The organism is Lysobacterales bacterium, assembly GCA_014946745.1.
Classification (GTDB): domain Bacteria; phylum Pseudomonadota; class Gammaproteobacteria; order Xanthomonadales; family Xanthomonadaceae; genus Aquimonas.
The window spans coordinates 296,081-318,434 of the sequence record JADCRD010000003.1 but is presented as its reverse complement, the minus strand read 5'-3'; the positions used below and the strand labels follow the sequence as shown (position 1 = coordinate 318,434).

15 protein-coding genes are annotated in these 22,354 nt (G+C 70.5%); 2 read left to right on the top strand and 13 right to left on the bottom strand.

Going from position 1 to position 22,354, the window contains the following annotated elements; translation table 11 throughout:
- Nucleotides 1-136 precede the first annotated feature (136 nt).
- The 9 genes from H4O13_17175 to kdpA all read right to left on the bottom strand — a co-directional run bounded on the left by H4O13_17175 (nucleotide 137) and on the right by kdpA (nucleotide 15,336).
- Nucleotides 137-2,362 (bottom strand): ATP-binding protein, encoded by a 2,226-nt coding sequence (locus H4O13_17175; protein MBE5317128.1) that lies wholly within the window; start codon nucleotides 2,360-2,362, stop codon nucleotides 137-139.
- Nucleotides 2,359-3,564 (bottom strand): hypothetical protein, encoded by a 1,206-nt coding sequence (locus H4O13_17170; protein ID MBE5317127.1) that lies wholly within the window; start codon nucleotides 3,562-3,564, stop codon nucleotides 2,359-2,361. The genes H4O13_17175 and H4O13_17170 overlap by 4 nt, the downstream gene beginning before the upstream one ends.
- Before the next feature lie 212 nt (nucleotides 3,565-3,776).
- Nucleotides 3,777-4,499, bottom strand: coding sequence for a hypothetical protein (locus tag H4O13_17165; protein ID MBE5317126.1), 723 nt, complete (start codon nucleotides 4,497-4,499; stop codon nucleotides 3,777-3,779).
- An 874-nt stretch (nucleotides 4,500-5,373) separates the two neighbouring features.
- Nucleotides 5,374-7,515: an FAD-dependent oxidoreductase gene (locus H4O13_17160; protein MBE5317125.1), complete on the bottom strand. Its 2,142-nt coding sequence runs from the start codon at nucleotides 7,513-7,515 to the stop codon at nucleotides 5,374-5,376.
- Nucleotides 7,516-7,596: 81 nt separating this feature from the next.
- A complete protein-coding gene (locus H4O13_17155; protein ID MBE5317124.1) occupies nucleotides 7,597-8,283 on the bottom strand; it encodes a response regulator transcription factor in 687 nt (228 codons plus the stop codon).
- Nucleotides 8,280-10,949: a sensor histidine kinase KdpD gene (locus tag H4O13_17150; protein ID MBE5317123.1), complete on the bottom strand. Its 2,670-nt coding sequence runs from the start codon at nucleotides 10,947-10,949 to the stop codon at nucleotides 8,280-8,282. The genes H4O13_17155 and H4O13_17150 overlap by 4 nt, the downstream gene beginning before the upstream one ends.
- Nucleotides 10,949-11,557 (bottom strand): potassium-transporting ATPase subunit KdpC, encoded by a 609-nt coding sequence (kdpC, locus tag H4O13_17145; protein MBE5317122.1) that lies wholly within the window; start codon nucleotides 11,555-11,557, stop codon nucleotides 10,949-10,951. Before kdpC ends, H4O13_17150 begins: the two co-directional genes overlap by 1 nt.
- 23 nt (nucleotides 11,558-11,580) lie before the next feature.
- The gene (gene kdpB / locus H4O13_17140; GenBank protein MBE5317121.1) at nucleotides 11,581-13,617 is read right to left on the bottom strand and encodes a potassium-transporting ATPase subunit KdpB; all 2,037 of its coding nucleotides are present in this window, start codon (nucleotides 13,615-13,617) and stop codon (nucleotides 11,581-11,583) included.
- Between the two features lie 9 nt (nucleotides 13,618-13,626).
- On the bottom strand, nucleotides 13,627-15,336 hold the full coding sequence (gene kdpA, locus H4O13_17135; GenBank protein ID MBE5317120.1) for a potassium-transporting ATPase subunit KdpA: 1,710 nt from the start codon (nucleotides 15,334-15,336) through the stop codon (nucleotides 13,627-13,629).
- 285 nt (nucleotides 15,337-15,621) lie between these two features.
- Here kdpA and H4O13_17130 point away from each other — a divergent pair, with 285 nt between their 5' ends.
- Nucleotides 15,622-17,193 (top strand): amidase, encoded by a 1,572-nt coding sequence (locus H4O13_17130; protein ID MBE5317119.1) that lies wholly within the window; start codon nucleotides 15,622-15,624, stop codon nucleotides 17,191-17,193.
- A gap of 82 nt (nucleotides 17,194-17,275) precedes the next feature.
- Here the strand turns inward: H4O13_17130 and H4O13_17125 are convergent, their stop codons facing one another.
- The 4 genes from H4O13_17125 to bioB all read right to left on the bottom strand — a co-directional run bounded on the left by H4O13_17125 (nucleotide 17,276) and on the right by bioB (nucleotide 21,293).
- Nucleotides 17,276-17,833: a hypothetical protein gene (locus H4O13_17125; protein ID MBE5317118.1), complete on the bottom strand. Its 558-nt coding sequence runs from the start codon at nucleotides 17,831-17,833 to the stop codon at nucleotides 17,276-17,278.
- Between the two features lie 175 nt (nucleotides 17,834-18,008).
- The gene (gene bioH, locus H4O13_17120) at nucleotides 18,009-18,770 is read right to left on the bottom strand and encodes a pimeloyl-ACP methyl ester esterase BioH (GenBank protein MBE5317117.1); all 762 of its coding nucleotides are present in this window, start codon (nucleotides 18,768-18,770) and stop codon (nucleotides 18,009-18,011) included.
- A 259-nt stretch (nucleotides 18,771-19,029) separates the two neighbouring features.
- Nucleotides 19,030-20,280 (bottom strand): 8-amino-7-oxononanoate synthase, encoded by a 1,251-nt coding sequence (bioF, locus tag H4O13_17115; protein MBE5317116.1) that lies wholly within the window; start codon nucleotides 20,278-20,280, stop codon nucleotides 19,030-19,032.
- A gap of 5 nt (nucleotides 20,281-20,285) precedes the next feature.
- Entirely contained in the window at nucleotides 20,286-21,293 is a 1,008-nt protein-coding gene (bioB, locus tag H4O13_17110; protein ID MBE5317115.1) for a biotin synthase BioB, read from the bottom strand.
- A 93-nt stretch (nucleotides 21,294-21,386) separates the two neighbouring features.
- Between bioB and H4O13_17105 the strand changes: the two genes are divergently transcribed.
- The gene (locus H4O13_17105; GenBank protein ID MBE5317114.1) at nucleotides 21,387-22,121 is read left to right on the top strand and encodes a ComF family protein; all 735 of its coding nucleotides are present in this window, start codon (nucleotides 21,387-21,389) and stop codon (nucleotides 22,119-22,121) included.
- Nucleotides 22,122-22,354 lie beyond the last annotated feature (233 nt).

The window sequence follows — 22,354 nt, the reverse complement described above, 5'->3', positions numbered from 1 at the left end:
GCATAGGGTGGGTCTTGACCCACCATGGCCTCAACGCTCGCCCCGCCCCTGCATTCGCTAGCGGACCCGAACACCCCCGCCCCTGCGTTCGCGCGCGGGCCTGTGCGATCAGCGCTCCGGTGGGTCAAGACCCACCCTATGACGCCAGCGCGCGCAGCTCGCGGCTGAGCAGGGCGTCGACCTCATCGGCCTGGAACTGGCGCGCCTGCAGCGGTACGGCGAAACGGTAGCTGCCGGGATCGTGCGCGGATCGGTCGGCGCTTGAACTGTCTTCTTCAGGCCCCGCCTGCTCGCGCAGCAGCACATAGGCCAGCTGCAGTCGGGCGAAGCTGCGGCGCACCGCTTCGGGCTCGACCACCGCGCCGGCGGCATCGAGCTCGGCCAGCCACTCGGCCATGCGCAGGCCCGCGCCGCCGGCCAGCGCGCTGCGCGCGATCCGGTAGACCAGGGCGCGATCAAGCGCGCAGGCCTGCGGCTCGGGGCTCAAGCGCGACCAGCCGGCGAGCGCGTCCTGCACCGCATCGGCGGCGAGCGCGGCATCGACGGCCGCGGCGTTGAAGCTGCGCTCGCCGCGGCCCAGCTGCTCCAGCAGCTGCTGGCAGACGATGGCGACCAGGTTGGCGCGCTGGCCGCAGGCGTCGACGATGCGCGCCGGCAGACCCGGCTCGGCATAGCCCAGCCCGAGCCGCTGCATCGGCAGTACGGCCAGCTCAAGACAGGCCTCGCGCTCCAGCGCGCCGAGCCGGATCACCTCGCCGAAGTTGCGGATCGGCGAAGCGAAATCGAGCGCCACCGCTTCGTAGAGGTCCCAGAAGCCGGCCAGCAGAAAGTGGCAGCGGCCTTCTTCGCTCTGCGCGCGCAGGGCGGCGAGCTGGGCATAGCCGCTGCGCGCCTCTTCGCGGAGGAACAGATCGCACTCGTCGATCAGCAGCAGCAGCAGGCGGCGGTCGCCGCTGGCCTGCTTGAGCGCCTGCAGCACCGAATCCAGCGGGGCGTCGACCGGCTGTCGCGCCAGCTGGGCCAGGCGCGGCAGCAGGCGATGATCGCGCAGCGAAAGATAGTGGCAGGCGACCTGCGGATGGCCCTCGAAGCGACGCTCGATCGCCTTCATCAGACTGGTCTTGCCGAGCTGACGACCGCCGACCAGCAGGTAGTTGCCGGGCTCGCGGCCCAGCACGCGGGCCAGCAGTTCGCTGCGGCCGAAGAAGCCCGCCGGACGGGTCACGCCGCCGCGCGTCTGGTAGGGCGAGATACGGGTCACGCGCAGCTGCCGGGCGAGCAGGGCCAGCAGCACCTCGACCGGCTGCGGGTGCAGCAGCCATTCGCTCTGGCTCGACGCATCCACAGCCACGCCGAGGTGGCCGGGGTCGCTGCCCCAGGCCAGCAGGGCGGCATCGTCGCGACGCTCGGCCGACAGCACCAGCAGCACGTCCTGGCCGGTGCTCTGCGACTGCAGTCGGCGCACCAGCTCGCGGCTGGGCAGTCCCACGGGCGGCAGATAGACCAGCACGCGCTCCAGCGCCAGCGGCAAGGTCTGCGGCAGACGCCACTCGAACGCATCGCCCGGCAGCGACCAGTCGGTCAGCGGCACGCTGTCGGCACCAATGCGGTGGGCCAAGCGCAGCGCGCGCTCGGCGGCCGGATGCTGCAACCAGCGCAGCGCCGCGGCCCAGTCCTGCGGATGGATCTCGGCGGCGGCCAGCGCGCCGCGGCGGCGCAGCAGCAGCCGCAGGCGCCAGTCGAGCGCAGGCAGGTCGGACAAAGGCTGCCGGCGCAGTCGGCGCGGCGCACGCTGCAGCGCGCGCAGGCGCGGGTCGAACAGCAGCAGCCACAGCAGCAGGCCCAGCAAGGTCAGGGCAGCCAGCAGCAGCGCCCATTGCAGCAGGCCCGGACCGCTCGGCAGCGCGCGACACTCGGCGGGCAGCCACTGGTTCGGCGGCGGCGGGTCGCCCGCGCGACAGTGCCAGCGCCCGCTTTCCGGCGCGTAGTCGAACAGCAGCACGCTGTCGCGCAGGCCGCTGTCGGGCTCGAAGCTCCTGCCGTAGGTCAGGCGCAGCTGCAGCGGCCGCGGCATGTCGAAGGTATACATGCCCGGATTGATCTGCAGGACGACATCCTGCTGATGCTGCGGCCAGCGCCCCTCATGCGCGTAGTAGTCGACCGCCCCCTGCAGGGCGACGCCGGTCTGCAGTCGCACCAGGCCGAGCATTGACCCGGTCTCGGCCTGACGCAGCAGGTCACGGCCCATGAAGGGATTGAGCCAGGGCGCAAAGACCGCGCTGGCGAGCAGCCAGGTCAGCACGCCGACAAGCACAAGCCGCCACGCGGCGGGCCGCGCGAAGCGCAGGCGCGATCCCTTCATTCGCCGGCCGCCGCCAGCGCGGCACGTCCGGCGCGGCGCACGGCCTCACAGCGCCACTCCAGCCAGCGGCCGTCGTCAGCGCTGCGCTCGATCAGCAGGTTGGCCCAGTACAGCGCGCGCAGCTGCGGGTCCAGCAGCCAGGGCCGGGCCGGCCCCAGTCGCGGCGCCACCAGCCACTGCGCCAACCGCGCACGCGCGGCGGGTTCCGCCAGATGCGGCAGAAAGGCCGGCCACAGCAGGTCGCTGGCGGCCAGCTCGCGCTCAAGCGACTCGCTCTCGGGCCGCGGCGCGTGCCGCAGCGCTTCGACGGCCTGTTCCAGCAGCAGCGGATGCGCACCGCTGACCGCCAGCGCCTGCTGCGCGGTGGCCAGGTCGAGGCCGCGCGCCTGCGCGAACGCAGCGGCCTCGGGCTCGGGCCAGCGCTCGCTGTGGGCGATGTTGAGCAGGGACAGATCCCCGCCCAGGTACTTCAGCTCGGCGAGTGCAGCCCCGCCGCAGATCAGCAGGTGCAGGCGACCGCTGTGCATCTCGCTCAGGCTGCGCAGAATGCCGGCCAGCAGCTCGCGCAGGGCCGGATCGCCCTGCTCGAAGCGGCTGACCAGACAGAACAGCTGGCCATCGCGCTGCAGCCGCGCGTCCAGCGCGGCCTCGAAGGCGAAGTCGGACTCCACGCCCTCAAGCCCGCACTGCGCCGCCAGCGCGGCGAAGTACTCGGGCGCGTCCGCGCTCAGGCTGAAAGGCGGCTGCAGATGCAGCACGCGACCGCTACCGTAGCGCCGCACCGCTTCGTCCAGCATGGCTTCGCGCTGCGGCGGCTGGCCGAGATGCGCGGGGCAGAGCAGCATCAGGATCGGATAGGGCCGGGTCGCCTGCAGGCGGTCGAACACCTGCACGACCTGCGCGGAAGGCGGCTCCACGCGCGCTTCCGCCGGCGCCGGCACCGCGCCCGGGCGCTCCTGCGGAAACTCGGGCTCGAAGCTGGCCGCTGCCAGCAGCCGATTGGTTTCGACCTCGCTCAGGCGCAGGTAGCGCGCGCAGGCCAGCACCCGGTCGCGGTGCTTGCGCCCCGGCAGCGCATCGCCATTGCGCCAGTTGTTGACCGCCTCGCGACTGAGCCCGATCTCCGCCGCCACCCCCGCCGCGCTCGCGCGGATACGACGCATGTACTGGGCGAGCAGCTGGGGAAACTCGGAAGGCGGCATGGACGGGGCGGTCGCTGGCGTGGGGGTCGGAAAGGTAGCCTTGATGCCGGCCGTCGGGAATAGAGACTCTGCAGTCAACTGCCAGGAATCAGCGAAGCTCGCGGCAACGCGGCAACGCGGCCGAGGCGCCCCAGCCGCGAACGCGATCATCGATTCCCCACTCTCGTTTCTCGTTTCTCGTTTCTCTTTTCTCGCTTCTCGATTGCCAGCGCTCAACCCAACAACCCTGGCCCCATCAGCACCCAGAGCCCAGCCAGCAGCGCGTATTTGAAGCCGGTCACGATGCCATGCTGCGGGGTGTAGGGCCTGGCCTGCAGGATCTGCAGATGGGGCGGCGCCTGCACGCGCTGGATCAGCACGAACAGCGCGAACGCGCACAGCAGCCCGCCGAGGATGCTGCAGCCCCAAGGGCCGAGCGTGTCGAGCACCCACACCAGCATCTGCTTCAGGCCCTTCTTGCGGCCGGTGATCTCGACCTCTTCGGCAGCGCGGATGGCCGCCGCCGCCTGGGTGGCGATGGCCGTGCCGATTGCCAGAACGCTGAACGTCAGCGCCGACGCGAAGGCCGCGCGCGGCTTGCTGTAGCTGTCCTCGTAGCGGCGCAGACGGCCGTAGGTGGCCTGCTCGACTGCACCGAACACCGCGTCGCGGATGCCGGCGTCCTCGATCGTCAGCGATTCGGTCTTGGCTTCTTTGTCCTCGCCGATTTCGAAATCGATATCGCTGTCGACGCTGCTCTGCAGCACGCGCTTGACCGCGCGCAGCACCACATGGGTGGCCTTGCTGCCGAACACCTGGGCGGGCGACTCGCCGGCCTCCAGCCGCTGCAGCTGGGCGCGCACGGTGGCGGCGCTGTAGTCCTCAGCGTAGACCGCTTCCGAGCTGACCACGATCAGGCGATGCGTGTCGCCTTCGACATCGATCCACTGCTGCATTTCGATTCCTTGCGCCGGAGAGCGCCGGCCTGCGCTGCGCGTCGATGGATTCGACGCGAGGCGCAGTGTCGGCGGCGGCCGGTGCTGCCGGAATCCTGAAAGCGTCCAGCGCCGCGCTTGACGCGGCGTCAAGCGCCGCCACCCGTGTTCGTCGGTGCGGATCACCGCCCTCGGTGCCTGTCGCGGCCCTCCGCGCATAGGGTGGGTCTTGACCCACCGCTTTCGAGCGACAACGCACTTCGCCGCAAGCGCAGCAGGATGCGGCAAGCGTCAAGCCCCCCACATAGGGTGGGTCTTGACCCACCGCTTTCGAGCGACAACCCACTTCGCCGCAAGCGCAGCAGGATGCGGCAAGCGTCAAGCCCCCCACATAGGGTGGGTCTTGACCCACCGCTTTCGAGCGATGACGCACTTCGCTGCACGCGCAGCAGGATGCGGCAAGCGTCGAGCAACGGTGGGTCAAGACCCACCCTATGCGATGGCGATGCGTTGCGGCGAACGCCTTGGAGATTCGACGAGCGTGAAGCACCGCGGGCCGCGAGCGTCGATGCAGATCGGCGCTGTCGATGCGCGATCGCGACCCTCGTTGCCGATCGCGACCCTCCACGCATAGGGTGGGTCTTGACCCACCGCCTTCGAGCGATGACCCACTTCGCCGCACGCGCAGGAGGATGCGCCAAGCGTCAAGCCCCCCACATAGGGTGGGTCTTGACCCACCGCTTTCGAGCGACAACCCACTTCGCCGGAAGCGCAGAAGCATGCGGCAAGCGTCTAGCTTTGGTGGGTCAAGACCCACCCTATGCGATAGCGATGCGTTGCGGCGGGATCTCTGGTGATCCGCCGAAGGTCGAGCGACCGTGGGTCAAGACCCACCCTATGATCTTCGCCAGGCGAAGAAGCGCTCGGCCCAGCGCAAGGCGGCCTGCGGGGCATTGGCGCGCTTCCAGACGCCGGCCGCGTATTTGTTCGCCTCGCTCATGGTCGGGTAGACGTGGATGGTGCCGAGCAGTTTGTTCAGACCGATCCCGTGCTTCATCGCCAGCACGAACTCCGGCAGCAGCTCACCCGCATGCGCGCCGACGATCAGCGCGCCGAGGATGCGATCCTTGCCCGGTGCGGTCAGCACCTTGACGAAGCCGTGGTCGTTGCCGTCGGCGATCGCACGATCAAGATCGTCGATGCCGTAGCGGGTGACCTCGACTTCGATGCCGCGCTCGCGGGCTTCGTCTTCGCTCAGGCCCACGCGTGCGACTTCCGGATCGGTGAAGGTGACCCAGGGGATCACCCGGTAGTCGACGGTGTAGCTCCAGAACGGCGCCAGCAGGCCGTTGACCGCGGCATACCAGGCCTGGTGTGCGGCCACGTGGGTGAACTGGTAGGGCCCGGCAACATCGCCGGCGACCAGGATGTTCGGGAAGTTTGTGCGCATCAGCGCGTCCACCGCGACATGGCCGCGCGGGCCGAGCTCGACGCCCAGCTCCTGCAGCCCGAAGCCCTGCGTGTTCGGTGTGCGCCCCAGCGCCAGCAGCACGCGGTCGAAGTCGAAGCTCTGCTCGCCCTGCGGGCCCTGCGCGTGCAGGCGTCCGCTGCCATCGGACAGGCGCTCGAAGCGCAGCGCACGCGTGGCCAGCGCGAGTTCGACACCCTCACGCACAAGCCGCGCCGCCAGCTCGGCGCCGGCCTCGGCGTCCTCGCGCGGCAGCAGGCGTTCGGCCATCTCGACGATGCGCACCTGCGCGCCGAAGCGCGCGAAGCTCTGCGCCAGCTCGCAGCCAATCGGCCCGCCGCCCAGCACCAGCAGCCGTTTCGGCAGTTCGCGCAGCCCCCACAGCGTGTCGCTGGTGAGGTAGTCGAGATCGTTCAGGCCCGGAATCGGCGGCACCGTCGGCCGCGCGCCGGTGGCGATCACGATCGAGCGCGCGCTGATGCGGCGGCCGCCGACTTCGACCTCCCAGGGGCTGACCAGCTTGGCCTCGCCCTCGATCACCTCGACGCCCAGGCCGGTGTAGCGCTCCACCGAGTCGTGCGGCTCGATCTTCTGGATCACCCGCTGCACGCGCTCCATCACTTCGGCGAAGTCGAACTCGGCGCGCAGGCGGCGGATGCCGAGCTGCTCGCTGTCGCGCGCCTCGGCCAGCAGGCGCGCGCTGCGGATCAGCGCCTTGCTGGGCACGCAGCCGGTGTTCAGGCAGTCGCCGCCCATGCGGTGCTTCTCGATCAGCGCGACCTTGGCCTTCACCGCCGCACCGATGTACGTCGTGACCAGCCCTGCCGAGCCCGCGCCGATCGCGACCAGGTTGTAGTCGAAACGGCGAGGGCGCTTGAACCCGGCGTAGACGCGGCGCGCCTTCAGCCAGCCCAGCGCGCCTTTCAGCAGCAGCGGCAGCAGGCCAATCGCGACGAAGGCCAGCAGCAGGCCGGGCGAGGCGATGTCGCCGGGTGACTCGATGCTGGCGAGCTGGGTGCCGGCGTACACGTAGACCACGGTGGCAGGCAGCATGCCGAGCTGGCTGACCCAGTAGTAGGTCCAGAGCTTGAGCGAGGTCAGGCCGCTGACCAGGTTGACCACGAAGAAGGGAAACAGCGGCACCACGCGCAGGGTGAACAGGTAGAACCCGCCCTCGCGGCGCACGCCCTCATCGATGCCGCGCAGACGCTCGCCGAAGCGCTTTTCAATCGCCTCACGGAACAGGAAGCGCGCCGACAGAAAAGCCAGCGAGGCGCCGAGCGTGCTGGCAAAGGACACCAGCAGCACGCCCCAGCCGAGCCCGAACAGCGCCCCGGCGGCGAGCGTCAGCACCACCGCGCCTGGGATCGAAGCGGCCGTCACCAGCACGTAGACGCCGAAGAAGGCGGCGAAGGCCAGCAGCCAATGCGCGCCCACCCAAGTGGACAGCTCCGCCTGCCGGGCCTTGAGCGTGGCGAAGTCGAGTTCGGCGATCAGCCCGCTGCGCCAGGCCCAGGCGAACAGGGCGGCGAGTGCGAGCACGAGCAGGAGGCGGGCGGCATTCTTCATGGGCGGGGTTCGCGAAGGCTGAGCGCGGAGTGTGCCCGGCAGACGAGTGTTCAGGGCGCCAAGCGATTGCGCCGCACGCTCTCAGGCGCCGAAGCGCAGGCCCACGCCGGGCTCGGTCTCGATGTAGCGCGGGGCGGCGGAATCATCGCCGAGCTTGCGCCGCAGCTTGCCGACCAGCACCCGCAGATAGTGGCTGTCGCCGTCGTGGTCGGGCCCCCACAGCTCGCGCAGCAGCTGGCCTTGGGTCAGCACTTTGCCGCGATGGCGCAGCAGCAGCACCAGCAGGGCCCATTCCTTGGGCGTGAGCTTGAGCGCAGCGCCATCCAGCGCCACCGTGCGCCGCAGCGCATCGACCTGCAGGTGACCATCATCGAAGCCCGGCGCGTCGGTCGCGGCGGGCCGGGTGCGCAGCAGCGCCCGCACCCGCGCCGACAGCTCCTGCACGCCGAAGGGCTTGGTGACGTAGTCGTTGGCGCCGAGATCCAGCGCCTTGACCTTCTCGCTCTCCGACGCGCGCACCGACAGCATGATCACCGGCACCTCGGTCCAGCTGCGGATGTCGCGCAGCACCTCGTGTCCCTCGCGGTCCGGCAGGCCGATGTCGAGCACCACCAGGTCCGCGCCGTGGGTGGCGAGCGCGGCCAGGCCTGCGGCTCCGCTGCTGGCCTCTTCGACCGCATAGCCCTGGGCCCGCAGGCTGATCTCCAGCAAGCGCCGGATCTGCGGTTCGTCATCGATCACCAGGATGCGGGGCTTGGCGTCGCTCATTCGGTCGGTTCGGGAGGCGCTGCGATCGGCAGGGTCACCGCGATCAGGGTGCCGACCCCGGCAGGCCCGGGCAAGGCCTCGACCCGTCCACCGTGGGCGCCGACCATGCCCTGGCAGATCGACAGCCCCAGCCCGGTGCCGCCCTTGCCGCGATCGCCGCGGGCGACCGAATAGAACATGTCGAAGATGCGCGCGCGCTCGTCTTCCGGAATGCCGGGGCCGCGATCGAGCACTTCAATGCGCAGGGCCGGCCGCAGCTCGGCATCGTTGTCGATGACCCGCGCCGACACCTCCACCGCTTCGCCTGCAGGCGAAAACCGCGCGGCGTTCTCCAGGATGTTGAACACTGCCTGTTCCAGCAGCGCCGGATGCACGTGCAGCAGGGGCAGCTCCTCGGCCGCGTGCAGGCTGACCGGCACCTCCGGATACTGCTTGCGCAGCCGGCGCACGGCCGCGCCCAGCAGGTCGCCCGGTGCGATCCAGTCGCGCTCGATCTTGAGTTCGCCGTGGCCCAGGCGGGTCATGTCGAGCAGGTTCTGGATGTAGCGATCCAGTCGCTGGCCCTCGCTGAGGATCGAGGCCTCCAGCGCGCGCCGGTCTTCGCCGGGCATGCGGTCGCCGTAGGCCATCAGGCTTTCGGCCGAGCCGTTGATCGAGGCCAGCGGCGAGCGCAGATCGTGCGACACCGAGGACAGCAGGGCGGCGCGCAGGGTTTCGGTCTCGGACTTCAGTCGCGCGGCCTCCAGCGCGCTGCCCATGCGCACGCGCGCCAGCGCTTCGGCGATGTCGTCCACCATCGCTTCGATCAGCGCCACCTGTTCGGCCTTGGCCGGCACCGAGGGGTCGAAGCGGAAGCCGGCAACGCCAAGGCTGCGCTCGCCGGCCTTGAGCGGCAGGAACCACCAGGGCGAGGCCTGCAGGGTATCGGTGCCGCGCCCAGCCGGTCGGCCGTGCGCGCTGCACCAGTCGGCCGCCGCGCGATCGGTCACGGTGAAGTCGGCAGCCGCCGGTGCGGCCTCGATGCGTTCGCCAAGACGCGGCAGCAGGCGGACCTCGCCGGGGGCGACCCGCGTCAGCCCGCGCCGCGCCGCGGCCAGCACCGACTCCTCGTCGGCGGCCGCCGCCAGCTGGCGGCCCAGCCCACGCAGGGCCTGCACGCTGGCATTGGCCTCGCGCAGCTGCACGACCTGCCGGCGCAGACGGCTGGCCAGGCGCCCGACCAGCAGGGCGGCGGCGAGGAACACCAGCAGGTTGACCACGTCGCTGCTTTCGACCACGTGCAGGGTGTAGCGCGGCTCGGTGAACAGGAAGTTCCAGCCGAGAAAGCACAGCACTGCGGTCAGCGCAGCCACGCTGCCGCGCGTGCGCACCGCCACCAGCAGCACGGTCACCAGGAAGATCGAGGACAGATCGCTGAGCGCGGACAGCTGCTCGACGGCCCAGGCCACCGCCAAGGCGCAGGCGACGCCGACCAGCGCCACTGCCAGATCGCTCCAGCGCCAGATCGCCCAGCGCCCGGCGCTGCGCCGCGCCCGCCGTCGCTGTTCGGGGGTGGCGACGATGGTCAGCTCCAGATGCGCGCCGTGCTGCAGCAGCCGCTGGGTGAGCGTGCGGTTGACCATGCGCGCGAATGGACGTTCGTGGGTGCGGCCAAGCACCAGACCGGAGACCGCCTGCTGGCTGGCGTAGTCGAGCAGCGCATGGGCGACGTCGCTGCCGCGCAGCCACTCGGTCTCGGCGCCGAGCCGACGCGCCAGGGCGAACACCGATTCCAGGGCGCGCCGACGCTCGGCGCTGACCTCGCCGCTGTCGACAAACGCCACTGTCCAGGGCGCGCCGCGTCGCTCGGCGATTCTGCGCGACACGCGCACCAGGTACTCGCTGTTGTCGCTGCCGTCGATCGCGACCAGCAGGCGGCGACGGATCGGAACCACCTGCTGCCCCGCGGCGGTCAGGGTCTCGCGCAGATCGGCGTCCACCCGGTCGGCCACCTGCTGCACCGCGAGTTCACGCAGCGCGGTGAGGTTCGATGGAGTGAAGAAGCGCTGCAGCGCCGAGCCCGCCAGCTCAGGCGCATAGACCTTGCCCTGCTGCAGGCGCTCGACCAGTTCGCGCGGCGGCAGGTCAACCAGCACGATGTCGCGGGCGCGGTCGAGAAAGGCATCCGGGACGGTCTCGCGCACGCGCACGCCGGTCAGGCGCTCGACGATGTCGTTGAGGCTTTCGAGGTGCTGGATGTTGACCGTGGTGTAGACGTCGATGCCGGCATCGAGCAGCTCGGCCACATCCTGGTAGCGGAACGGATGCCGGCTGCCCGGGGCATTGCTGTGCGCGAGTTCATCGATCAGCGCAACGGCGGGCCGGCGCGCCAGCAGCGCATCGAGGTCCAGCTCGTCGATGACGCGCTCGCGGTACTCGATACGCCGCCGCGGCAGCACCTCGAGGCCGTCGATCAGGGCCGCGGTTTCGCTGCGGCCGTGGGTTTCCACCACGCCCACCACCACATCCACACCGCGACGCATCAGTTCGCGGGCGGCCGACAGCATCGCGTAGGTCTTGCCGACGCCCGGCGCGGCACCAAGAAACACCTTCAGCGCGGCGCGCTGGCGCTCGCGCTGCAGGCCCCCGAGCAGGGCGTCGGCTTGGGCGCTGCGGGCGTCGGGCATCACGGCGTGGCGTCGTCGAGGGCGAGGTTCACGGCAAGCACGTTAACCCGCGGCTCGCCGAACACGCCAAGCCACGGCCCGTCGGTGTGCGCCGCGATCAGCGCACGCACCGCGGCGGGATCGAGACCGCGGGCCCGCGCGATGCGGGGCACCTGCAGCTCGGCGGCGGCGGGCGACAGATGCGGATCGAGGCCGGAGCCGCTGGCGCTGATCAGCTCGACCGGCACCTCGGCCAGCGCGATGCCCTCGCGCGCCGCCACGGCCTGCGCCTCGGCCTGCATGCGCTGGCGCAGCGCCGGGTGGCTCGGCGCCTGGTTGCTGCCGGCCGCAGCGCGCGGGTCGAAGCCCACCGCCGAGGGCCGCGGCTGCAGATAGCGCGCGTCGGCGAAAGGCTGCGCGACCAGCGCCGAACCCACCGCCGCACCCTCGCGCCAGACCAGGCTGCCGGCGGCCTGGGCCGGAAACAGGGCGGCGCCGAGCACGCTGCCGAGGGTCGGATAGGCGAGGCCGCAGAGCGTCACGGCCAGCGCGGCGCCCACGATCGCGGGGCGCCAACCGCCGCCGCGGGTATCGAGGTCAGGGGACGCTGAGACGCAGGTAGCGGACATTCGGGACTCCGGATTCGTTTCGACTACACGCCGATGCTCGCGACCAGCGCGAGGTCGATGAGCTTGATGGCGGGAAAGGGCACCAGCACGCCGCCGAGCCCGAACACCAGCAGGTTGCGCGCCAGCAGAGCATCGCCGCGGGTGGCGCTCACCTTGACCCCGCGCAGCGCCAGTGGAATCAGCGCCGGGATGATCAGGGCATTGAAGATGAGTGCAGCCAGCACGGCGTTGCTCGGGCTCGACAGGTGCATCAGGTCAAGGGCCGCCAGCGAGGGGACACCGGCCGCGAACACCGCCGGCAGGATGGCGAAGTACTTGGCGACGTCGTTCGCCAGCGAGAAGGTGGTCAGCGCGCCGCGGGTGACCAGCAGCTGCTTGCCGATCTCGACGACGTCGAGCAGCTTCGAGGGATCGCTGTCGAGGTCGACCATGTTGGCGGCCTCCTTGGCGGCCTGCGTGCCGGCGTTCATCGCCAGGCCGATATCGGCCTGCGCCAGCGCCGGCGCGTCGTTGGTGCCGTCGCCGACCATCGCCACCAGCCGGCCGCCCGCCTGCTCGGCGCGAATGCGCGCCAGCTTGTCCTCGGGCGTGGCCTCGGCCATGAAGTCGTCGACGCCGGCCTGGGCCGCGATCGCAGCGGCGGTCAGCGGGTTGTCGCCGGTAATCATCACCGTGCGGACGCCCAGCGCACGCAGGCGGGCGAAGCGCTCGCGCACGCCGCTCTTGATGACGTCGGACAGGGCGATCACGCCGAGCACGCTGGCACCTTCGGCGACCACCAGCGGCGTCGCTCCACCGCGCGCGACCTGATCCACGATCGCCTGCAGGCCCGCAGGCACGCGGCCACCCTGCTCGCTGACGAAGCGCGCGATCGCATCGCTGGCGCCCTTGCGCAGCGGCGGCTGGCCGGGCCGATCGACGCCGGACATGCGCAGGCGGGCGCTGAACTCGACCACGCGCGCGTCGGCGCCGAGCGCGGCCGCGCCAACGCCGCGCTCGGCGAGACGAACAATCGACTTGCCCTCCGGCGTCGGGTCGGCCAGCGACGCGATCTGGGCCGCGCGGGCGAGGCGCTCCGGGGCAATGCCGGACAGCGGGTGAAAAGCCGTGGCCTGACGGTCGCCGTGGGTGATCGTGCCGGTCTTGTCGAGCAGCAGGGTGTCGATATCGCCCGCCAGCTCCACCGCCTTGCCGCTCTTGGCGATGACGTTGGCGCGCAGCGCGCGGTCCATGCCGGCGATGCCGATGGCCGGCAGCAGGCCGCCAATCGTGGTCGGGATCAGGCAGACCAGCAGCGCCACCAGCATCACGGTGTCGAGCTGGAACCCGAGAAAGCGCGCCATCGGCGGCAGGCTCAGGCAGACCACCAGAAAGATCACGGTCATCGCCGACAGCAGCACCCCGAGCGCCTGTTCGTTGGGTGTCTTCTGCCGCTGCGCGCCCTCCACCAGGCGGATCATGCGGTCGAGAAAACTGTCGCCAGCATCGGCGCTGACCTCGACCAGAATCGTATCGGTGAGCACCTTGGTGCCGGCAATGACGCTGCTCTTGTCGGTGCCCGCCTCGCGCAGCACCGGCGCCGACTCACCGGTGACCGCGGCCTCGTTGATGCTGGCGAGGCCTTCCAGGATCTCGCCATCGGCGGGGATCAACTCGCCCGCCGACACCCGCACCCGCTCGCCGCGCTTCAAGGCCGTCGCCGGCACGCGCTCCTCGCGGCCGTCGACCACACGGCGGGCGATCAGCTCGCTGCGCGTGGCGCGCAGGCTGGCGGCCTGGCCGCGTCCGCGGGCCTCGGCCACCGACTCGGCGAAGTTGGCGAACAGCACGGTGGCAAGCAGGATCGCCGCCACCGCCAGGGTGAAGCCGAAGCGTGGGTCATCGGTACCGCCGATCAGGGCGATGGCGAAGGTCAGCAGGGTGCCGAGCAGCACCACCAGCATCACCGGGTTGCGCGCCTGCACGCGCGGATCGAGCTTGATGAAGGCATCCCGCAGGGTCGCGCCCAGCGGCACGGCGCCGAGCGGATGGCGGGCGCGTTTGATCACATCCGTGGTCATGGCAAGTCCTCAGGCGCCCAGCGCCAGGTGCTCGGCGATCGGGCCCAGCGCGAGCACAGGCAGAAAGCACAGCAGGGTGAGCAGCACGATGACTGCGAGCAGGGTGGCCGCGAACACCGGGCCCTCGATATCCAGCGATGCCGGACTCGCGGGCGCGACGCGCTTCGTGGCGAGCGAACCGGCAATCGCCAGCGGGATCAGCAAGCCGGCGTAGCGACCGGCCAGCAGCAGGACGACGCAGCTCAGGTTCCACCAGGGCGTGGCGTCGCTTAAGCCCTCGAAGCCGGAGCCGTTGTTGGCGAACGCCGAGGTGTACTCGTAGAACACCTGCGAGAGGCCATGCGAGCCGGGGTGGCTGTGGCCGCTGAGCGCGGGCACGGCCAGCGTCACCGCGGTGAAGCCCAGCACCAGTAGGGGCTGCAGCACGATCAGCACCGACAAGAGCCGCATCTCGCGCACCTCAAGCTTGCGGCCGAACAGCTCCGGCGTGCGGCCGATCATCAGGCCGGAAAGGAACACCGCCAGCAGCACGTAGACGAAGAAGTTGACCAGCCCGCAGCCGATGCCGCCCCAGACCGAGTTGACTAGCATGCCTGCCATGGCGGCGAGGCCGGCCAGCGGGTTGAGCGAATCGTGCATGGCGTTGACCGAGCCGTTCGAGGTTTGCGTGGTCACGGCCGTCCACAGCGCCGAGGCCTCGCTGCCGAAGCGCAGCTCCTTGCCCTCGAGGTTCGGTGCAGCCGCGGCCAGCCCCGCCGCCGCGGCGTTGGGCGCCTGCTCGGCCCAGACGCTCAGACCGGTCAGCCCTGCCGACATCAGCAGCATGCTGCCGAAGGCCATGAGCGCCAGCCGCCGCCGCCCGCTGAGCCCGCCGATCATGAACACCGCGGCCATCGGGAACACCAGGATCGACACGGTCTGCACGAGGTTCGACAGCGGCGTCGGGTTCTCCAGCGGCAGCGCCGAATTCGGCCCATACCAGCCGCCACCGTTGGTGCCGAGCTGCTTGACCGCCACCATCGGCGCGACCGGGCCGAGCGGAATCACCTGATCCGCACGACCGGCGGTGGCGTCGATCGGCGTGACCTTGACCGCAGCCGCGAACGTGGAGGGCACGCCCTGCCAGGTCAGCAGCAGCGACACGCCGAGCGCCACCGGCAGGAAGGCCCGCACCGTCACACGCACGACGTCGGTGTAGTAGTTGCCGACGTCGCGCGCGTCACCTTCCTTGGCGGTGGCTGCGTTGCGGCCGCCAAGCAAGCCGCGCAGCATGGCCGCGGCGATGGCGAGGCCCATCATCGGCGTCACCACCTGCAGCGTCACGATGCCCGCCAGCTGCGACAGGTACGACAGCTGCGCCTGGCCCGCGTAGTGCTGCTGATTGGTGTTGGTGAGGAAACTCACCAGCGTGTGCAGGGCGAGGTCCCAGGACAGCGGCCCGACCCCGTCCGGGTTCAGCGGCAAACGGTGCTGCAGGAGAAGGATCGCCAGCACCAGCGCGCCCAGCGCCAGGTTGCTGAGCACGAAGGCGCGGGCGTAGCCCTGCCAGCGCATGCCGCGCGCTGGATCGACCCCGAGCGCGGCGTAGATCGGCTTTTCGATGAGGCCGAAGACGCGATCGCCGGGCATGGGCGCGGTGCGCAGCACGCGCGAAAGCCAGTAGCCCAAGGGCAGGGCGAACAGAATCGCAAGCGCGTAGACGAGCAGGATCGCGCTCATGCCCGCGCCCTGCCCCTGATCGTGAGCCGGGCGCCCGGGCGCAGGCACGGCGCCGGACTCAAAGCCCAAAGGTTCAGCGTCATCGAAGTCTCCGCTGTGGCGCCGCGATCTGGCGCCGCCAGCATCCGCGCAGCCGGCGTAGCGCTTCGATGGCAAAACCGGTGCGATGGCGTAAACGTTGCGTAAACAGCCCGCCGGGTTGCCAGGCGCAGCGCCCCTGCCCTCCGTCACGCGTCAGCCGGCGCGCCTGCGCGCACACTGCGCCGGCCCCGTTGGAGCACCGCCATGCCCAAGCTCACCTGCCTGCTGTGGATCGCTTGCCTTGCACTGCCGGCCGCGGCGCGCGCCGAGTTCGCCGTGGAAGAACGCAGCCTTGCGGAACTGGCGGCAGCGCAGGCCGCCGGCACGGTCAGTTCACAGGACCTGGTGCGCGCCTACCTTGAGCGCATCGAGCGCATCGACCGTGCGGGGCCGCGGATCAACGCCGTCATCGAACTGAACCCGGACGCGCTGAAGATCGCCGAAGCACTCGACGCCGAACGCGCTGCGGGCACGCTGCGCGGGCCTCTGCACGGGATACCGATCCTGCTGAAGGACAACATCGACACCGGCGACGCGATGCAGACCTCGGCCGGCTCGATCGCCCTGGTGGGCGAGCCCGCCGCGCAGGACGCCACCGTCGCCGCGCGCCTGCGCGAGGCCGGCGCGGTGATCCTCGGCAAGACCAACCTCAGCGAGTGGGCCAACTTCCGCGGTCGCCGCAGCAGCAGCGGCTGGAGCAGCCGCGGTGGGCAGACGAAGAATCCGTATGCGCTGGAGCGCTCGCCCTGCGGCTCGTCCTCGGGCAGCGGCGCGGCAGCGGCAGCCAGTCTGGCCGCAGCGACGATCGGCACCGAGACCGACGGCAGCATCCTCTGTCCGAGTTCGGTCAATGGACTTGTCGGGATCAAGCCGAGCATCGGCCTCGTCAGCCGCGCCGGCATCGTGCCGATCAGCAGCAGCCAGGACACCGCCGGGCCGATGGCGCGCAGCGTGCGCGATGCGGCCCTGCTGCTGCAGGCCATTGCGGGCAGTGATCCGCGTGATGCATCGACGGTGGACAGCGGCGCGCCTGACGTCGACTACCTCGCGGCGCTGGATGCGGGCGCGCTGAAAGGCGCGCGCATCGGCGTGGTGCGCGAGCTGGCCGGGTTCCACCGCGGCGTCGACGCGCGCTTCGAGGCGGCCATCGAGGCCCTGCGCGCGGCCGGTGCGGAGATCGTCGACCAGGTGAGCCTGCCGACCCGCGCCGAGGCTTCGGGCAACGAGCTGACCGTGCTGGTGCATGAGTTCCGCGACGATCTGAACGCCTACCTCGCCACCCGCAGCGGCGTGCCGGTGAAGACCATTGACGAGGTCATCGCCTTCAACAGCGCGCGCGCCGACACGGTGCTGCGCTGGTTCGGCCAGCAGTGGATGGAGCAGGCCGCAGCCAGCGGCGGCACGCAGGCGCCCGCCTACCTGCGCGCGCGCGACGACGCGCGTCGACTCGCGGGGCCGGAGGGCATCGATGCGGCGATGGCCGAACACGATCTCGATGCGCTGATCGGCCCCAGCACCGGGCCGGCCTGGCGCGTCGACTGGGTCAACGGTGACAGCCCCAGCGGCGGCAGCTCGGGCATGGCGGCGATTTCGGGCTATCCCAGCATCAGCGTGCCGATGGGCCAAGTGCACGGCCTGCCGGTGGGCCTGACCCTGTTCGGCGCGAAGTTCAGCGAGGCCAAGCTGATCGGCTATGCGTATGCGTTTGAACAGGCCACGCAGTGGCGCAAGCCGCCGACGTATGCGGAGCGCGGGCCGGCGGGGGTGGAGGAGTAGAGCCGCTTCGCGACTCATCAAACACCTCGACCGCCCAGAAGGCGGTCGAGGTCATGCCGTTTCGCGTGACGCGTTCCGAGACTCAGCAGATCTCGGAATTCACCACGGGGAACTCTATTTTGACGCCGGTGAGCACCCAGCCCGGATCACTGTCAGGCTTGTTATCGCCGTCGGTGTCGACTCGATTCTGCCAGGTCCACTCATACTGAATGTTTCCAGGCATTGGCCTATGGCCGACATCGAAGCAGTGGCCAAGAATGTGAGTGTTGGTCCTGTCGCCCAGACTGATGCCGGAACCAATCGGATCCGGACCGCCCGGAATGGGAGAGTTCTTCGGCGTCTGCTCGCGGGGCCTGTGGACGACCGGCCGTGACGGCACCACCGCACCGATGCTCTCGATTTCGACGCCTTTGGGAAACGCTACCGAGATCGACACTTCTTCAGCGATATGGGTGTTCGGGCCGGTATAGGGAAGCACGTACCGGTAGGCGGCAGATTTCGGACCTCCAATCAACCTGATTTCACCGCGCTCTTCGACCGCCGCGGTGGCGCCATCCAAGGCTTGATCCGTCGCAAACGCTGCCGGCGCAGACAGCCCGAGCAAGAGCGCCAAACAAAGTCCATGCTGTGAATTTTTCATCTGAACATCTCCATGATTATCTCGAACGCGGCCGTGCCTTCGGCCGCGCCAGCAGCCTAGCCCCCCCTCAGGAACAGAGCCACCTGTCAAATCAGACAGGGTGCTCCTCACTCCGGTCGGCGCTCACGCCTCTACCTACATGCCGTGCAAGGACGTGCGAGCAGCAGCTCGGACATCAAGCCATCCCATCCACAAACTCGAGGATGGCTCTCAGGCAGTCGTCCGTGTGGCTGACGAAGGGCGCATGCCCCGCGCCCTCGATGCACAGGTAGCGCGCGCCGGGCTGCAGCTCGGCGGCGGCACGCATGGCGGCGGGCGGGACCAGGCGATCGCGGCGGCCGGCGATCCACAGGCTGGGCACGTCGAGCGTGCGCAGCTCTTCGCGCAGGTCGACGTGGCCGAGCATGGCCAGGCCCTGCAGCAGCGCGGCCTGCGCCGGCTCGCTGCGTTCGAACACGCAGGCGCGCAGGATCTTCAGCACCTCGCGACCGTGCTCGCTGCCGATCGCCTCCAGACTCAGAAAACGCTCCAGCGTGCCGCGGTAGTCGCGCCCCAGCTCGTCGGCGAACTGCTCGAAGATTTCCGGCGAGACCGCCTGCGGCCAATCCGGTCCGCGCACGAAGCGCGGCGAGCTGGCGATGGCGATCAGGCCCAGCACGCGGCCCGGCTGCTCGATCGCCGCCTGCAGCGCGATCTGCCCGCCCAGGGACCAGCCCAGCCAGGGCGCGGGTGGCACAACCTGGGCGATGCGCGCGGCGGCATTGGCGAGATCGAGGTCGTCGCGCTCGGTGCTGTAGCCATGACCGGGCAGATCGACCAGGTGCAGTTCATGGTGTTCGGACAGGCGCTCGATCAGCGGCGCGAACACGCCGCTGTGCATGGCCCAGCCGTGGAGGAGGACGAGCGGTGGGCCGTGGCCCTGTAGTTCGATGTGCATGGAGAGCCGGGATTCGGGATTCGGGATTCGGGATTCGGGATTCGGGATCGAGCGTTTCAGATTGGCGCAGATTCTGGACTGGGCGACGCCAGTAGGCCGACCACCGGCGTGCGGGAATGGTCCGCGCGATCGCGCAAAGGGTCGACGCCCGCTGCCCTTCTCCCCACGGGAGAAGGTGGCGCGCAGCGCCGGATGAGGGGCTGTCCAAGGCGCGGACCTGCAACCTGCAGGTGGCTCGCGGAGCCACACAGGCCGAAGCTCAGGCTTCCGGCGCAGCCTCGGCCAAACGTTCACCGCGCGCACCAGCCGATCCCGAATCCCCGGTCTGCGGTTCGCGCTTCTCCAATCCCAGCTCGGCCAGCGCCGCCAGCAGGAGATCCACATCCGCATCGCTGTGCGCCGCCGACAGGGTGATGCGCAGGCGTGCGCTGCCCTCCGGCACGGTCGGCGGACGGATCGCGCTGACCAGGAGGCCGCGGGCTTCCAGTTCCCGGGCGGCATGCAGGGCGCGCGCTTCGTCGCCGAGCAGGAGCGGCTGGATGGGCGTGCTGGATTCGATCATCGGCAGCCGCAGGCGGCGGGCGCCGCGGCTGAAGCGCGAGATCAGCGCCGCCAGGTGGTAGCGCCGCCAGGGTTCGTTCTGCAGCGCGCGCAGATTGGCGCGGGTGGCGGCGGCAACCGCGGGCGGCAGGGCCGTGGTGAACAGATAGGGCCGCGCGCTTTCGGCGAGCGCATCGATCACCTCAGCCGGACCGCAGACGGCCGCGCCGTAGCTGCCCAGCGCTTTGCCGAGCGTCAGCATCAGCAAGGGCACCTGCTTCACGCCGAGCCCGGCAGCGGCCACCGAGCCGCGCCCGCCGGGGCCGACCACGCCGAGGCCGTGGGCGTCGTCCACGAACAGCAGGGCGTTCTCGGCGCGGGCGATGAGCGCCAGGTCCTTCAGCGGGGCGAGATCGCCGTCCATGCTGAACACGCCGTCGGTCGCCAGCAGGGCGGCCGCTTCGGGGCGCGAGCGCAGCTGGCGCAGGGCGGCTTCGGCATCGGCGTGCGGGTAGCGCTTCAGTTCACAGCCGGCGAGCTTGGCCCCATCCAGCAGGCAGGCATGGTTGAGCCGGTCCTGCACGCAGAGGTCATCGCGACCCAGCAGGGTCTGCAGCACAGCGAGATTGGCCAGATAGCCGGAGCCGAACAGCAGGGCTTTGGGATAGCCGACGAAGGCCGCCAGCTCGGCCTCCAGCGCGGCATGCTCGGCGTGGTGGCCGCAGACCAGGTGCGAAGCCGTGCTGCCAACGCCGTGCCAGGCAGTCGATTCCTGCAGCGCGGCGGTGGCGTCGAGGCTGCGGGCCAAGCCCAGATAGTCGTTGCTGCAGAAGTTGATCAGCTCGCGGCCGTCGATCCAGACCCGCGTACCCTCGGCGCGCTCGATCGTGCGCCGGGTGCGCGAGCGCTTCTGGGCGGCGCGCACGCCGCGGGCCTCGGCCAGCGCGGTGAGTAGCGACGGCCGGGCCATGGCGATCAGGCCGCCGAGTCGACGGCGTTCAGATCGACATGCACGTGCTCGCCGTGGGCGGGCGCGGGCATCGGCTTCAAGCCCAGACGTGCGAACAGGGCCTGGTCTTTCTGCGTGTCCGGGTTGCCGGTGGTGAGCAGCTTCTCGCCGTAGAAGATCGAGTTGGCGCCGGCCATGAAACACAGCGCCTGCAGCTCGTCGCTCATGTCTTCGCGGCCGGCCGAGAGGCGCACCATCGAAGCCGGCATCAGGATGCGGGCCACCGCAATCGTGCGCACGAACTCCAGCGGGTCGATGGGATCGGTGCCGTGCAGCGGCGTGCCGGGCACTTGCACCAGACGGTTGATCGGCACCGAGTCCGGATGTTCGGCCATGTTGGCCAGGGTCTGCAGCAGGCCGGCGCGGTGCTCGCGGGTCTCGCCCATGCCGACGATGCCGCCGCAGCAGGTCTTCATGCCGACCCGGCGCACCTGCTCCAGCGTGTCCAGGCGATCCTGGTACTCGCGGGTGCGGATCACGCTGTCGTAGAACTCCGGCGCGGTGTCGAGGTTGTGGTTGTAGTAGGCGAGCCCCGCGGTCTTCAGGCGCTCGGCCTGTTCGGGCGTCAGCATGCCGAGCGTGGCACAGGTCTCAAGGCCCAGCGCATTGACGCCTTCGATCATGGCGGCGACCTTCTCGACATCGCGGTCCTTCGGCGAGCGCCAGGCCGCGCCCATGCAGAAGCGGGTCGCACCGGCCGCCTTCGCGGCCTTCGCCTTCTCCAGCACGGCGTCGAGCTCCATCAGCTTGTGCGCGTTCAGGCCGGTGGCATAGCGCGCGGCCTGCGGGCAGTAGCTGCAGTCCTCGGGACAGCCGCCAGTCTTGACGCTCAGCAGAGTGGAGATCTGCACCTCATCCGGGTTGAAATGCGCGCGGTGGACGGTTGCAGCGCGGAACAGAAGCTCGTGGAAGGGCAGCGCGAACAGCGCGACCACTTCTTCGCGGGTCCAGTCGTGACGGAGGGCGGAAGCCATGCGTGAAACTCCCCGCGGACAGCGCGGACAAAGAGGCGGAAGTCTGGAAACCCCTGCTGTGCCTGTCAACTCGGCGCTTCCGGGCGTTCTGCAGTGAACGCCGGCGTATGGAGCTGGCGTCGCCCGCTGCAGGCCTTGACTCGGCTGCTGCTGCCGCCGCGCTGCCTGCACTGTGGGGCGCCGGGCGCAGACAGCCGCGACCTCTGCGCCGACTGCCGCGATTCACTGCCCCACAACGCCTGCGCCTGCCCGCGCTGCGCGCTGCCGATCGCGCAGCCGGCGCCGGCCTGTGGGCGCTGCCTCAAGCGCCCGCCGCCGGCGAGCGCGGCGCTGGCGCCCTTCGTGTATGACGATCCGCTCGACCGCTGGCTGCCGCGCTTCAAGTTCGCCCGCGATCTGGCGGCCGGTCGCGTGCTGGCGGATCTGCTGCTCGAAGACCCGCGACTGCCTGCGCTGACCGCAGGCGTCGACGCCCTGGTGCCGCTGCCCCTGCATCGAACGCGGCTGGCCGAACGCGGCTACAACCAGGCGCTGGAGCTGGCGCGGCCGCTGGCGCGCGCGTTCGATCTGCCGCTGCGGCAGGACTGGCTGCAGCGGGTTCGCGCCACCGCACCGCAGACCGGCCTGGATGCGCGCGCGCGTCGGCGCAACCTGCGCGGGGCCTTTGCCGCCAGCGCCGCAATGCGCGGCCAGCGGGTGCTGCTGATCGACGACGTGATCACCACCGGCAGCTCGATGCTCGAAGCCAGCCGCGCCTGCCGGCGCGCCGGTGCGATCGAGGTGCGGGTGCTGGCGGTGGCGCGGGCGCCCTTGGGCGGCAGGCGCTGACCGTCGCGAACGTCCGCGTGCGCAACGGCACCCGGGGTGGGTCGTGCCCCGCGATGGAAGAGCGTGCGAACCCATAGGGTGGGTCTTGACCCACCGGCGCTGGACGCTCGCCTCGGTCCAACACACGCACGGCCCCGGGCTGTTGCCGAACCGGGCTTCAAAGCCGAAGGCACGCCGCGCAGCCGAACCGGGGTGCTCGGGTCGCCCCGGCAATCAGGCGTCCACGAAGGCGT

Bases quoted from the DNA above. Each gene is read 5' to 3' on its own strand.
- H4O13_17175 (MBE5317128.1), bottom strand. From the start codon at position 2,362: ATGAAGGGATCGCGCCTGCGCTTCGCGCGGCCCGCCGCGTGGCGGCTT.
- H4O13_17170 (MBE5317127.1), bottom strand. From the start codon at position 3,564: ATGCCGCCTTCCGAGTTTCCCCAGCTGCTCGCCCAGTACATGCGTCGT.
- H4O13_17165 (MBE5317126.1), bottom strand. From the start codon at position 4,499: ATGCAGCAGTGGATCGATGTCGAAGGCGACACGCATCGCCTGATCGTG.
- H4O13_17160 (MBE5317125.1), bottom strand. From the start codon at position 7,515: ATGAAGAATGCCGCCCGCCTCCTGCTCGTGCTCGCACTCGCCGCCCTG.
- H4O13_17155 (MBE5317124.1), bottom strand. From the start codon at position 8,283: ATGAGCGACGCCAAGCCCCGCATCCTGGTGATCGATGACGAACCGCAG.
- H4O13_17150 (MBE5317123.1), bottom strand. From the start codon at position 10,949: ATGCCCGACGCCCGCAGCGCCCAAGCCGACGCCCTGCTCGGGGGCCTG.
- kdpC (MBE5317122.1), bottom strand. From the start codon at position 11,557: ATGTCCGCTACCTGCGTCTCAGCGTCCCCTGACCTCGATACCCGCGGC.
- kdpB (MBE5317121.1), bottom strand. From the start codon at position 13,617: ATGACCACGGATGTGATCAAACGCGCCCGCCATCCGCTCGGCGCCGTG.
- kdpA (MBE5317120.1), bottom strand. From the start codon at position 15,336: ATGAGCGCGATCCTGCTCGTCTACGCGCTTGCGATTCTGTTCGCCCTG.
- H4O13_17130 (MBE5317119.1), top strand. From the start codon at position 15,622: ATGCCCAAGCTCACCTGCCTGCTGTGGATCGCTTGCCTTGCACTGCCG.
- H4O13_17125 (MBE5317118.1), bottom strand. From the start codon at position 17,833: ATGAAAAATTCACAGCATGGACTTTGTTTGGCGCTCTTGCTCGGGCTG.
- bioH (MBE5317117.1), bottom strand. From the start codon at position 18,770: ATGCACATCGAACTACAGGGCCACGGCCCACCGCTCGTCCTCCTCCAC.
- bioF (MBE5317116.1), bottom strand. From the start codon at position 20,280: ATGGCCCGGCCGTCGCTACTCACCGCGCTGGCCGAGGCCCGCGGCGTG.
- bioB (MBE5317115.1), bottom strand. From the start codon at position 21,293: ATGGCTTCCGCCCTCCGTCACGACTGGACCCGCGAAGAAGTGGTCGCG.